9 protein-coding genes are annotated in these 13,492 nt (G+C 63.8%); 4 read left to right on the top strand and 5 right to left on the bottom strand.

Features of this window, described 5'->3' with window-relative positions:
• The first annotated feature begins 25 nt into the window (after window positions 1-25).
• The 3 genes from Pan44_RS16530 to Pan44_RS16520 all read left to right on the top strand — a co-directional run bounded on the left by Pan44_RS16530 (window position 26) and on the right by Pan44_RS16520 (window position 6,365).
• Window positions 26-520: a glutathione peroxidase gene (locus Pan44_RS16530; protein WP_145035073.1), complete on the top strand. Its 495-nt coding sequence runs from the start codon at window positions 26-28 to the stop codon at window positions 518-520.
• A 152-nt stretch (window positions 521-672) separates the two neighbouring features.
• Window positions 673-3,774: a DUF7133 domain-containing protein gene (locus Pan44_RS16525; protein ID WP_197453389.1), complete on the top strand. Its 3,102-nt coding sequence runs from the start codon at window positions 673-675 to the stop codon at window positions 3,772-3,774.
• An 80-nt stretch (window positions 3,775-3,854) separates the two neighbouring features.
• Window positions 3,855-6,365, top strand: a complete 2,511-nt coding sequence (locus Pan44_RS16520; protein WP_145031112.1) for a hypothetical protein — start codon at window positions 3,855-3,857, stop codon at window positions 6,363-6,365.
• On the opposite strand, the gene scpB is transcribed toward Pan44_RS16520, so the two are convergent.
• The 5 genes from scpB to dnaX all read right to left on the bottom strand — a co-directional run bounded on the left by scpB (window position 6,358) and on the right by dnaX (window position 11,635).
• Window positions 6,358-7,149, bottom strand: a complete 792-nt coding sequence (gene scpB, locus Pan44_RS16515; RefSeq protein ID WP_145031111.1) for an SMC-Scp complex subunit ScpB — start codon at window positions 7,147-7,149, stop codon at window positions 6,358-6,360. The two genes, Pan44_RS16520 and scpB, sit on opposite strands and share 8 nt — an antisense overlap.
• A 118-nt stretch (window positions 7,150-7,267) precedes the next feature.
• Window positions 7,268-8,770, bottom strand: coding sequence for an RNA polymerase factor sigma-54 (gene rpoN, locus Pan44_RS16510; RefSeq protein WP_145031110.1), 1,503 nt, complete (start codon window positions 8,768-8,770; stop codon window positions 7,268-7,270).
• A 66-nt stretch (window positions 8,771-8,836) separates the two neighbouring features.
• Window positions 8,837-9,463 carry a recombination mediator RecR gene (gene recR, locus Pan44_RS16505; protein ID WP_145031109.1) on the bottom strand — a complete coding sequence of 209 codons (627 nt, stop codon included), beginning with the start codon at window positions 9,461-9,463 and terminating at the stop codon, window positions 8,837-8,839.
• Window positions 9,464-9,522: 59 nt separating this feature from the next.
• Window positions 9,523-9,882, bottom strand: a complete 360-nt coding sequence (locus Pan44_RS16500; protein ID WP_145031108.1) for a YbaB/EbfC family nucleoid-associated protein — start codon at window positions 9,880-9,882, stop codon at window positions 9,523-9,525.
• A gap of 19 nt (window positions 9,883-9,901) precedes the next feature.
• Window positions 9,902-11,635 (bottom strand): DNA polymerase III subunit gamma/tau, encoded by a 1,734-nt coding sequence (gene dnaX, locus Pan44_RS16495; protein ID WP_145031107.1) that lies wholly within the window; start codon window positions 11,633-11,635, stop codon window positions 9,902-9,904.
• Between the two features lie 319 nt (window positions 11,636-11,954).
• On the opposite strand from dnaX, the gene Pan44_RS16490 reads away from it, so the two are divergent.
• Window positions 11,955-13,082: an HlyD family secretion protein gene (locus tag Pan44_RS16490; protein WP_145031106.1), complete on the top strand. Its 1,128-nt coding sequence runs from the start codon at window positions 11,955-11,957 to the stop codon at window positions 13,080-13,082.
• Window positions 13,083-13,492 lie beyond the last annotated feature (410 nt).

The following is a 13,492-nucleotide window of genomic DNA, read 5'->3' as shown; positions in this document are numbered from 1 at the left end:
GACCAAGCCCCAGGTGAAAGCTCAGATGCCCGGCGTCCTCAGCCACACCATGAAGTCGCTGGAAGGACAGGACGTCGACCTCGCGAAGTACGAGGGCAAGGTCGTCCTGATCGTGAACGTTGCCAGCGAATGCGGGCTGACCGGCCAGTACAAGCCGCTCCAGCGCCTGCACGATAAGTACAAGGACCAGGGCTTCGTCGTCCTCGGCTTCCCGTGCAACCAGTTCGGAAGCCAGGAGCCAGGCACCGCCGAAGAGATCAAGGCCTTCTGCACTCAGAACTACGGCGTCACCTTCGACATGTTCGCCAAGGTCGATGTGAACGGCGAAAATGCCGCGCCCCTCTACAAGCAGCTCACGGCGACCCCCACCAAGCCGGCGGGTCCCGGAAAGATCAGCTGGAACTTCGAGAAGTTCCTGGTTGGTCGCGACGGCCAGGTCATCGCCCGGTTCTCGCCGAAGACGGAACCCAGCGCCGAAGCCGTCGTCAGCGCCATCGAGGCCGAACTGGCGAAGAAGTAATTCGCCACACCTGTCGTCAGGCCAATCGCACGCCACATTCTCCCCCAGCCAGTTGATCACGGCGCGTGAGTGCATGGGGAAGGGTGGCGGCGCATCGAGACGCTCGGCCGGTCCCTCGTACTTCGGATTCGCCACGCCACCCAGGAGCCGCAATGCGAATCGCTGTTGCTGCCGCTGCGCTGTCAATGATCGCCGGGCTCGGTTTTGCGGACGATCAGCCGTCCGGCCGGAACCGGTTCAAGGAGGGCCTGGCCGGATCGGAGGACGTTGAGCAGTTCATTCGCTCCTTTCAGGGAAAGGGAGCGATTGGCGACGACTCCTCTCCGACGCCCGCCCCCGAAGCGGTCAAGCAGTTTCAGCTGGCGGACGGTCTGGCGATGGACCTCGTGGCAGCCGAGCCGAACGTCGCCCAGCCACTCTATCTCAGCTTCGATGAGCGGGGCCGCATGTGGGTCGTGCAGTACCTGCAGTACCCGTTTCCGGCCGGTCTGAAGGTCGTGCGCTACGACCAGTACCTCCGCGCCGTCTTCGACAAGGTGCCCGATCCGCCGCCGCACGGAACTCCCGGCGCCGACAAGATCACCGTCTTCGAAGATACCAACGGCGATGGCGAGTTCGACTCGCAGAAGGATGTCATCACCGGCCTGAACATCGCGACGGCCGCGCTCTCCGGCAGGGGAGGGATCTGGGTGCTGAACGCCCCCTACCTGCTGTTCTATCCCGACGCGAATCGCGACGACGTTCCTGACGGAGATCCCGAGGTCCACCTCTCCGGCTTCGGACTGGAAGACACCCATTCCGTGGCGAACAGCCTCGCCTGGGGACCCGACGGCTGGCTGTACGGCGCGAACGGCAGCACCACGACCGGACGCATCTCTTCGGCCGTCTCGAAGAACGTGGCGTTTCAGGGGCAGTGCATGTGGCGCTACCACCCAGTCACGAAGATCTTCGAGGTCTTCGCCGAAGGGGGTGGCAACACGTTCTCCCTCGAGTTTGATGCCAAAGGACGCCTGTTCTCGGGCACGAACGGCGGTGGAACGCGAGGCATGTTCTACGCCCAGGGAAGCTACGGCGTCAAAAACTGGGCCAAGCATGGTCCGCTCACGAATCCTTACGCCTTCGGCTACTTCCAGCACATGCGGCACGAAGGGGACGACGTCCGCTTCCCGCAGACATTCTGCATCAACGATGCAAACTCCCTCCCCGAGACCTATCGCGGACGCATCATCTCGGCCAACGCGCTTCACAACCGCGTCTGGGCCAGCGACCTCATGCCCGACGGCTCGACCTACGCCACGAAAGATCTCCCCGTCCCGGTCACCACGCCCGACAAGTGGTTCCGTCCCGTTGATATCAAGGTCGGGCCCGATGGCGGGGTCTACATCGCAGACTGGTACGACACCCGGTTGACGCACGTCGATCCCCGCGACAACTGGCACAAGACCAGCGGTCGCATCTATCGCCTGCGCGGGTTGAAGAAACCGTCCGGGTCGTTCGACATTTCCAGGGCCTCCGACGACGAATTGATCGCCCTGCTGAAGCATCCGGATAAGTGGCAGCGATTCACGGCCGTGCGGCTTCTCGGCGAGCGCGCCGGCGATCCCGCTCATTCGAAGCTGATCACTCTGGCAGGAAAAAACGAACCCGGAGCCCTCGAGGCCGTCTGGGCATTGCACTGGCGGGGCTGGTTCGACGAGGCCCTCGCCCGCACTCTGCTCGACCATCCCGATGAACACGTCCGCCGCTGGACCGTCCGACTCGTCGGCGACCGGCGTCGTGCCGAAGCCGCCACCGTCGAACGACTCGCTCGTCTGGCCCGCGAAGAATCTTACATTCAGGTTCGCTCTCAGCTCGCTTCCACGGCCAAGCGGCTCAAAGCTGATGCCGCGGCCGCGATCGTTCAGGGTCTGGTCACGCACGACGAAGATGCAACCGACTCGCAGGTTCCGCTGCTGATCTGGTGGGCCATCGAGGCCCACTGCGGCCAGGATCGCGAGGCCATGCTGGCCATCCTCAAGGACGCCGGCATCTGGAATCGACCAATCATCGGTGAAACGGTCCTTGCCCGGATGACGCAGCGCTTCGCTCTCGAAGCACTGCTCGCGGGCGATGATCCTGCACGGCGGACCGCGTGTTACGACGCCTGCCTCAGCCTGTTCCAATCGGCCCCGTCACCCGCCCATCGGCAGAAGCTGGCGGAGGGATTCCTCGAAGCCTTTGCGGGCCGCGACCTGTCAGACGTCCCGAAAGAACTGGCCAGCATCCTCGCTGCGAACTCCGCAGGCGGCGCAGGCTCTGAACTGCTCGTCGGCATCAAGCTCGGAGACGAGAAAGCGATCGCCGAAGCCCTGAACGTCGTGGCCAGTGAGAAGTCAGCCATCGCATCCCGGCTCGCCCTCATCGAGGCATTCGGAGCGACGCCACGCCCCAGGGCGGCCGCGGTGCTGGTCCGTCTCCTCGCTTCTCCTTCCGTTCCGATCAAGCGGGCATCGCTTCAGGCACTCATGGCCTACGACGACGTGTCGATTGGCAAGGATGTCTGCAATCGGTGGCATAGTTCGATCCCGGATGAGCTCGACCTGCGCAGCGTCGCCCTCAGGCTCCTCGCGAGTCGGGCTCCCTGGTCAAAGGCCCTCGTGCAGGAAGTCGCCCAGTCCCGCATGAAATCGACTGAGATCCCCCTCGATCTCATCCAGCAGATGCGGCTCCATCAGGACCCCGACCTCGACAGAGAGCTCGACCGGTTCTGGGGGAAAACGCGCGCCACCTCCGAAGAGAAGAAGCTCCAGATCGATCGGCTCACCCGGCTGATCAAGTCAGGAACGGCGCAGTCGCCGGCCGGAGACGCGGGCAAGGGACGCGCCCTCTTTCAGAAGAATTGCGCCACCTGCCACACGCTGTTCGGGGAAGGGGGTCAGACAGGCCCCAACCTCACCGGCTACGACCGCGAGAAGCTCGATTTCCTCGCCGTGGCGATCGTCGACCCTTCCGCCGCGATCCGTGAGGAGTTCACGCAGTTTGGCATCGCGATGAAGGACGGCCGGGTCCTCACTGGTCTGATCGACCAGGAAACGCCGACGACCGTCACGATCCGGGGCGCCAACAACCAGACGACGCTCCTCAATCGCGACGACGTCGAGGAAAAGCAGGCCATGCGGACGTCACTCATGCCGGACGGCCTGCTCGAAAAACTGACCGACGAAGAGGTTCGCGACCTGTTCGCCTTCGTGATGAGCAAAACCCCCGTGAAATAAGGCGACGGCCGACGCGCAATGGGAGAGTGTCCGGCGACAGTCGTATTGTCCCTGTTTCCGGACAGTCGTATCGTCCCTGTATGGGATGGATCGCCGCTTTTCTGACGCCCCGCCGCGCGACGACTGCCGCAACCGCCGCGCTGGCGGCAATGCTGGCGGCCAGCTGGGCGTCCGGCCAGGAGCCCTCGTTGACGGCCGCCTATTTCGAAGGCCTTCGGGAGCGCGGGCTGTTCGGAGTCGCAGAGCGATATGGGCTCGATCGCCGGGCGGAACTGCCGGCGGAGTCGGCCGAATCAGTGCAGCTCGCCGTCGAGTTGTCGCGAACCTTCGCGCAGCATGCGTGGCACTCGACGACGGCCGAGGAACAGGCCTTTCTGCGAACACGCGCCGAGGAAGCCCTCGGCGAGTATCGGGGCAACGAGGCCTATCCCCGGATCGAGGCGGTGTCTCTCGAACGCGTTTACCGGCGACTGGATGCCGCGGAACTCGCCCTGTGGAACTGGACCGCCGATCCCGATGACGTCCCTGCGCGGCGGTCCACCCTGGAGCAGATCCTGGAATCACGAGCGGCCCTGGACGATTGGATCGGATCCGCCGCCGCCTCCGCGAGCAGGCCCGTCGCCGACCGCGCCCCCGACGACCTGTCCCGTCGGGAACTCGTCGTTTTGATTCACGCGGCACGACTGAAATCGATCGACCTCGCCCTGCGGGCGGCCGAACTGGCTGAAACGACACGGGAGAAAGATCGCGGCATTCGGCTCGCGGAAGAGGTCATCAAGCGGCTTGCCGGCTCCTCGGAACGCGGCACGACCTCGGCCTTGAAAGGCTTCGCCATTCGCATCGCCCGCCTGACAGGCGATGAGAATCAGCTGCGGCAACTCGTCCGGCAGGTGATGAACGACCGCAGTTCGCTGGCGGCGCGCCAGGACGCCGTCGCAGAACTGGCAAGGTTCGAACTCGACCAGGGGCGCGCCGACGCCGCGGCCCGCTGGCTTGTGGACTCGAAGGCCGAGCTGGAAGACATCAACGACCGCCTCCGCGCGCTCCATGTCGAGGCCGTTCTCACGATGGCGACGAATGCCGGCCCGCAACGGGAACATCTCCTCGCAAACGCCAGGGAAGGGCAGGCCAACGTCAACGGTCCCTGGCGGCTGCGCAACGAGTTCCTCCTGCTGCAGGCGCAGCAGGTCGATTCCTACGGGGCCGATGCAGCGGCGCTCGTCCGCCGCGGGAACCGCGAGTTCCGCGCCGGCCAGCGGAACGAATCGATCGACACCTTCCGGGCGGCCGCCGACGCCGCCACCGTTCCAGCCGGCCGCGCCGAACTGCGATTCATGACTGCCTCGCTGCTCGTCGAGTCGCAACGGTTCGAGGAAGCCATCGCCGAGTGCGAGCACGTCGCCCGTGACGCCTCGGCACCGATGTACGCGGCCCGCGCGTCGCTCCTGGCGGCCTATTGCCGCGGCCGGGTCTCCGCGAAGACCGGAAGCATCGACGATCGCAACGAGTACCAACGGGCGCTTCTCGATCACCTCAATCGCTTTCCGGAGGATGAGACCGCCGGCGACGCCGCAGCGATGCTTGGGGCCTTCGCCGAGCAGACGGGACGCCCTGCCTCAATCGTCGACGCCGATCGGAGAATGCCGCCCGCTCATCCCAGGGCCCGGGAATCACTCGAACGAGCAGTTCGCGCGACGCTCGGGGCGCTCGAGCAGATTCGCTCAGGCTCCACCGATTCCTTCGACGGACGGAGTGCTCGAGACTGGGACGCCGATGCCGGTCGACTCTCACAGCGGCTCCTCAGCGAGCCCGGAACCGATGTCTCATCCGCCCATCGCCTCCTGAACGCCGCACGACTCCTCTCCGCAGTCTCCGCCCCGAAGTTCGACGATGTGCTCACGCTCCTGAACCGGATGCCGCAACCCGCCCCGTCCGACGATTCCGAGGAGTGGCGACTGCTGGAACACGATGCGGCCGCACTGCGGCTGGTCTGCCTGGTCGCGACTGCACGGTACAGAGAGGCGACCACAACCCTCGATCAATTGCTGACCATTTCAACAGGCGACCTGCTCGACGTGCTGCGCAAGCTGAACGCCGCTGGCCGGCAGCTGGAAGGGGCCCGGCGTGCGGAGCTCGCTCGACTCGAACTGGCGACGATCACCCGCGTGCGCCTGCAATCCCCCGACCTGACGGATGACGACCGGATGCTGCTGGCGGTATGCGAAGCCGAAGCCCTTTTCGCCTCCGGACGTTTCGCGGAGGCGGCCCGAATGTTCGAGGACGCCTCGACTCGCAGGCCGGAACTCGCGCCCCGTTTTGCCGAAGCACTCGAGCGGACAGGCGACCCGAAAGAACTCGCCCGTGCCCGCGACTTCTGGCAACGACACGAGGCGCAGCAGAAGCAGGGGAGTGCAACGTGGTTCGCCGCCCGTCTGCGGCTGGCCCGGGTCCTCCTCGCCCTCGGGCAGGCGTCCGAGTGCAGGAAACTGATCCTGTCGACGCGCATCGTGTATCCGGAACTTGGCGGCCCTGACACAAAACGGGCCTTCGAGCAGATCGAACTGCAGGCCGCCGCGAAACCCGCTACTTGAACCGCAGGTCTTCTGCCCGCGGCAGATCGTTCAGCGACCGCAGCCCGAAGAGTTCGAGGAACCGCGGGCTCGTCGAATAGAGAATCGACTTCCCGTCCTCTCCGCGACTGATGGTCACCAGGTCCCGCCGGATCAGCTGGCGGACAATCGAATCGGCCTCCGGCTTGCCGCTGGCGACAAGCTCCTCTTTGGAAAGCGGCTGCTGGTAAGCCACCAGAGCCAGCACCTCCAGCGCATCCGGCGCAAGCCGGACGTCCCGCGGCCCTTGCCCATGGACGCGGCTCCGCACGGCTTCAAATTCGCTTTCGATCGCGAGGCGATAATGCCCGTCTTCGAGTTCAATGAAATACGGTCGACGCTCCCCCCGGTAACGCCGGTTCAGCTCGTCGATCCGGGCTTCCACTTCGTCGACGGACGTATTCACGACATCCGCCAGCCGACGCGGACTGAGCGCCGCGCCTCCCACGAACAGCAGTGCTTCAAGAACCTGGGCCGTGTCGACATCCAAGGCCGGCTCGGACGGCGCCTCCACCGGTACCTCGGGTTCGACCGGCTGTTCCTCGGCAACCGGCTCGAGCGACACTTCGTCCGAGACCGCGTCGATGGCAATTTCGGACAGCAGCTCGGCCTGTTCCGCCGCTTCGACTGCCTTGAGATACTCGGCCTCGAGATCGTCGACCGACCAGCCGTCATCCGGCGGCATCTCCAGCGGCGCGGTCTCCTCGACGTCGGGCTGATGCAGCACGACGGAGAACGGGCGATGACTGGATGATCCGTCTTCCATGACGCTGAGTACTCCTCGCAACTCCAGTCAGCCTACGCCCTCGGCCGCACCCGACTCAACACGAGTTCCCGTTCACGCCCGTCCACAGGCTCTCGCCATGCCGGTGAAATGCTGCGAATCAGTATTCGCGTCGCTGCCGGCTCGACGGGATATTGAGCGCCTTCCGGTATTTCGTGACCGTCCGGCGCGCCAGCTGGTAACCCTGCTTGGCCAGTTCGTCCACGAGGGCGTCGTCGCTGAGCGGATCGCGTTTATCTTCCTGGTCGACGATCTCTTTCAGCTTGATCCGGATGATGTCCCAGGCGACTTCCTCGCCGCTCTCGGTCGTTGTTCCGCCACCGAAAAACCTCTTCAGCGAAAAGATCCCGCGCGGCGTCGCGATGTATTTGTCGGCCACTGCACGCGACACCGTCGTCACGTGCACGCCAACCACCTGCGCCACGTCTTCCATCTTCAGTGGTCGGATATGCTCTGGACCGTACTCCAGGAACTCCGTCTGCTTGTCGACGATCGTCTGGGCCACCTTCTTGAGCGTGCTGTAGCGCTGCTCGATCGCGTCGATCAGCCACCGCGCCGACTCGACCTTCCGCTTGATGAATTCCTTCGTCGCCGGATCGGGATTCTGCTCGAGCATCTGCAGGTACCGACGGCTGATCCGCAGCTGCGGCACATGCTCGTCCAGCAGCGTCACCGACCACTTGCCGTTCTCGTCCTTGTCGACCGTCAGTTCCGGGCTGATGCTCTGCACCGGCGCCTGGGCGAACCCGCGACCGGGGTAGGGGTTCAGGGTCCGCATCTGTTCGATGGCCGACTTGATGGCATCCAGCGGATACCCCGTCTTGCGTTCAATCAGCGGCAGCCGGTTCTGGACGATGTCATCCAGGTGCTGCGAGATGAGGGTGAACAGAACGTCCCGCAGCGGAGTTTCCGGAGTGATCTGCAGCAGCAGGCATTCCTTCAGGTCACGCGCGCCGATACCCGGCGGGTCGAGACGCTGGATCAGTTTCAGCGCCTTCTCCGCCTCTTCGATCGGAATCGGCCGCCCGAACACCTGCACCAGCTCCGGAAGCGAGCTCTGCAACCGGCCGTTCGTGTCGAGGTTCTGGACGAGGTACTCGCCAAACTCCCGGACCATCGGCGAGCAGTCAAAGTAGTGGAACTGGTCCAGCAGGTATTCCTGCAGCGTCTGCGGACGGGTCTCCGCGTTCGCCATCACGTCGTGCTGCCGGTCCGCGTCCTCGTCGAGCCGGTTGCCGGAAGGCTTCGACCCGGATGTGTAGTTGTCGTCCGGCCATTCCTGAGAAATCTCGAGCAGCCGTTCAAAGTCCGACGCGTTGTTGTCGTCCGCGCCGGCCACAATCTCCCGGTCCTCGACATCCTTCAGCGGCGCTTCGGCGAGCGAAGGATCGGAACCGGAAGTATCCCCATCCATCTCCTCGGCGGGCGGACCGCCCGCCTCGGGATTCAGTTGCTCCAGCAGGAAGTTCTCGGCAAGTTCCTGGTCGATGCGCTCCTGCAGCTCCATGGTCGGAAGCTGCAGAATTTCCATCGATTGAATCATGCGCGGAGCCAGCTTCATCTGCTGGCTCATCCGCATCTGCTGTGAAACGTGAAGGTGCATGATTCTTGAAGTCAGTTCGTCTGTGAAACTCGTATCGGATCGTCGGGAAGGCGGGGGGCCGCTGCGTTAGAAGGCCTGCCTCCCACGGAGCGCGTCCGCCAGCATCTCACGGTTCGCGAATTCCAGCACGCTGCCGGTCGCAATCCCCCGCGCCAGCCGGGTCACATTGACGGGCTGCCCTTCCAGGCGATTCGAAATGAACAGGGCAGTGCCGTCTCCTTCGAGGGTCGGATTCGTTGCCATCACCAGTTCCTTGACGTTGTCATCCCGGATGCGTTTCAGGAGCGCTTCGATGGTCAGGTCTCCCGGATGGATCCCTTCCAAAGGAGCAATCCGCCCTCCCAGGACGTGGTACGTTCCCGTAAAGACCCCCGCGGCCTCCAGCGACGTCACGTCCTTCGGTTGTTCCACAACACACACCACCGTCTGGTCGCGACGCGGATCTCGACAGATCGGACACAGCTCCGAATCGGTCAGGTTGAAGCACTTCTGGCAGCGCTTCACCCGGTCCTTCACGTCCTTGATCGCATTCGCCAGCTCCAGGGCCTCGGCGGCGGAACAGCTCACCAGGTGGTTCGCGAGGCGCTCGGCCGATTTGCGACCCACCCCCGGAAGGGCGGCCAGTCGATTGACCAGACGCCCCACTGAGACACCGAAAGGGTGATCTTCTGGATGGAACTCTCTCCGGGCCATTTGAACGCTTCGTCCCTGAACGAACTGGATGTCCTGATCGTGATGAATTGTGGTCGTGGTTACCGCGGCGAGCCGAGCTGGGGAAAGAGGTCTCCCAGGCCGGAAAGGTCGCCCGTCGCCGACTGCATCAACTCTGCGGCCGCCAGCTTCGCCCGGTCGAGGGCCTCGTTCGTTGCGAACGCGACCTGCTGCTCCAGCGCTGCGGCGCCGGCAATGAGAGCCTCAGGCCGAATTCGGACGGCGACGATCCGCTGATCCCCTGCGGCATCGACTTCCACCATCCCGTCCGTGGAAGTCCCGGTCACACGCAGGTTTTCGAGTTGGGCCTTGATCTCGTGGACCCGCCCCTGCATGGCCTGAGCCTGCTTCATCAGTTGGGCGACGTTAGCGATCTGTTTGAACATTTCGAGGGAATCCATCCAGACCGCTTCATCCGGCTCAACCTCCCGGATCACCAGATCCGGACGTCTGGCCAAGGAGTTCCCTGACCTCGGCGACGGAGCCGCCGAACAGGGCAATGGCCTGCTGAACAAAAGGGTCGTTCTGGGTCGACGATGTTGGTCGACGACTGGAAGTATTTCTAGTTGTTTGAGTTGCGACGGAAACCGGCTTCGCCGGGGTCGCCGCTCGAATTTCGATTGTCACCTGCGTCCCGCAAACCTCCGAAACCGCCGCAGCCAGGCGGCTGACGGTTTCCGGTCGTTCGCAGTACGACTTACTCAAAAAGTAATTCGATCCAAACAGGACTGCCAGACCATTTGGCCCAAGAATTGCACGTTCAGACGATTTTCTAACGTGCGAGGCCATCTGTTCGGGCAGACGTTGCAGCACGTCGCCCCAACCATCCTCTTGCGTCATCTCCGCTAAAGCCCTTGTCGGAGCACTGTTTACAACGGACGCAGGCGGTGTCTCCGCCCGCGGCGTGTCGGGCCGACTGAAGGAAGCAGCCTCACTCAGCGCGTTTTTTTTTACGTCAGCTGGGTGTGCCGGTGGCGGCGAGGCGACCATCTGACGCAGCGGAGCAGGGCGGGGAGGTGCACTGTTCCCCCCGGCGGCCGGAGCCGCTCCCGATTCCAGCAGCACGCTGATTTCGCTCAGTTCCCCCAGAAGCGTCATTCGGACGAGCGCAAGCTCCAGCAGCGGACGGCCATACGTCGTTCGCTGCATGCGTCCACGACAGTCCGCCAGAATCTGAAGGCTGGCGCCGACTCTCCGTAAACCGAGCTGGGAAGAGAGCTTCTGAACACGCTCCCGATTCGACTCCGAAACCGACATCAGTGCCACCCCACCGGCCCCGGCGGCAGTCACCATCAGGTCGCGCAGGAAGCTGAGGAACTGTTCCGCCAGACTTCCGAGCTGACACCCTTCTGAGAGCGAGCGGTCAAGATGCTCCAGGACGGCCGCCCGGTCCTCGCCGGCGACCGCCTCGAACAGTTCGAACAGCCGGTCGTCCGGAGCCGTTCCGAGCAACCGGTGGACGTCCTCGACCGTAATGTGATCCGCCCCGAACGCCAGCAGCTGGTCGAACAGCGACTGGCTGTCGCGCATCGACCCCGCGGCCCGCCGCGCCACGAGATTGACCGCCTCTTCATCGACTCGAATCCCTTCCTGATTCGCAATTTCCGTCAGCCGCTGCGCAATCTGGGGCGTGGCGATCACGCCGAAGTCGAATCGCTGGCAGCGAGAAAGGATCGTATCCGGAACTTTGTTCGGCTCGGTCGTGCAGAAGATGAACTTGACGTTCGGCGGAGGTTCCTCGAGCGTCTTCAGGAGGGCGTTGAAGGCCTCCTTCGTCAGCATGTGGACTTCGTCGATGATGTACACCTTGTAGGGCGATCTCATCGACTTCACGTTCACGTTCGACCGCAACTGACGGATGTCGTCGATGCCGCGATTCGAGGCGCCGTCGATTTCGAGAACGTCGACATCCGTCCCTGCGGAGATGCCCCGGCAGATCTCGCACTGGTTACAAGGAACTCCGTCCACCGCAGCAGGGCAGTTCAGGGCCTTCGCAAAGATGCGTGCCGACGAGGTTTTCCCCACCCCGCGGGCCCCGGTGAACAGGTAGGCATGTGCGACGCGTCCCGAGCGGATCGAGTTCCGCAGCGCGTGGGCGATCTGCTCCTGGCCGACGACGTCTTCAAACGTCTGCGGACGGAAACGCCTCGCCATAACCGTATATGCCGTTTGCTGTTCCACGTCTCACTTTTCCTGAAGCGACTTTCAACGGCCAGGCCAGCACCGACGCCGACCGCACCGCACGCCACCTGAATCTTCAGCCAATTCTATCGCCCGCGTCTCGATTCCACGACGCAGCAGCGATGTTACCGACTGCACCCTGTGGGTGTGATCTGCGATCTGAAGGACTCAATCCGCCGCCTCGCGCACGAACTGCAGAAGGTGGAGCTTTCCGCTGCAATTCTGCTTGCACGAAGCCCGATTCGAATACTGGCGGTTCGCCTTAACCCTGCCTCACTGCGCGTCGTATCGCATGACATTCGTTTCCTTGCCCGCGCGGCACACTCGCTCCGGATTCACGGGGGCACCTCTCCAGGTGCTCGTCGTCGTGATTCTCGCGCTCGGCGGGGGCCTCGCGGCTTCTTACTGGCTCTCGGAAGGACGCAGCGAGAAGTTCTACGGGTATGTCCACCCCCGGATGACCACTATCGCCGCTCCGCGCAGCGGCGTGATCTCGACCATCGAAATCTGCTCCGGCGACTTCGTCGAGCCCGGCTCGCTCATTGCGCGCCTCGCCGACGACAATCTCGAACGGCGCTTTGAATCGAAGCAGGGCCAGATCGCCTCGACGGAAGCGGAGCTGATGCGTTCGCAGGCCCAGGCGGAACTCGACCTCGACTGGCGTCTGCGCGACGTCGATTCGGATATCTGTGAACTGCAGCTTCTGGCCGCCAAGTACCAGAAAGAACGCTACGACTTCGAACTCCGTCGCAGCATGCTCTCGGATTCGCTCGCCAGCAATCAGTTCGCCATGCTTGGCGGCAATGATGAATTCATCAGCTCGCTCATCCGCGAGCAGGGTGAGTCTTCTGAAGACCGCATGGTCACCGTCCTCCGCCTCGAAGCCGCCGAGAATGCGGCCGAGGTTTCGCAGGCCCAGATCGAATGGTGCGCCTGGAACAAGTCGCGGCTCGAAAAGCTGCGGGGACGGCTCCCCGACGTCGTCAAACGCTCGGCCGGCGTCGACGTTCTCAACGCCCAGCTCACCCAGGCCCGCCGTGAGTTGCAGCTCATCAAAGCGGAACGGGAACACCTCGAGATCAAGTCCCCCGCGATCGGTCGCATCGGCGTGATGCAGATCACCGCCGGAAGTGCCGTGAATCCGGGCGGAGCGATCGTCGACATCCTCGACGACATTGAAAGGGAAGTGGTCGTTCAGGCGCCCTCCGAGAAGATTCTCCACTTCAAGTGTGGCGAAAAAGTCAGCGTGAGGTTTGCCGGCCGGGAAGAACGCGAAGGCCGGATCGTGAAGATCGCGCCACAGGCCCAGACGGTGACGAGCGAAGTCGGCAGCGAGTCCTTCGTCGAGGTCCGTATTCAGCAGGTCGGAGAGATCTGGCCGGATGTCCCCGCAGGCTCACGCGTGACGGTCCGTCTCTAAGGCGCCCGATCGCGACAGCATTCCCGTTCCGCGAGCCGCCATGACTGGCCCGCGCGGGGAAGGCGGGCCACTGGTCGCAACCTCGCTGAATCTCCGCGGTCGCCCACCGCGCCGGCGGCGACAGGGAAGCGGCGTTCGTCAGGTTCTCACCACGATCGAGCCACCTCCAAATCTGGGCCAGCGAATCCTGATCCAGGAGGACGTAGCCTTCCTGCGTCTCCATCACGCGCATCGCCGGCTTCGGCCGTCGATCGCCACACACGACGACGAGCCGGATCGACGATATTGGCTGACATCGTCCCGCGGCGGCGAGCAACACGTCGACTGCTGGTCACACCGGCCCGAATCGGGCAGCGGACTGCTCGCGAAGATCTCGGAGAGTGTCTCGACAAAACCCAATCAGCAGATCA

Origin of the sequence: Caulifigura coniformis, from assembly GCF_007745175.1 — a bacterium.
Classification (GTDB): Bacteria; Planctomycetota; Planctomycetia; order Planctomycetales; family Planctomycetaceae; genus Caulifigura; species Caulifigura coniformis.
The sequence above is the reverse complement of the archived record's forward strand: the minus strand, read 5'-3'. Positions and strand labels throughout refer to the sequence as shown.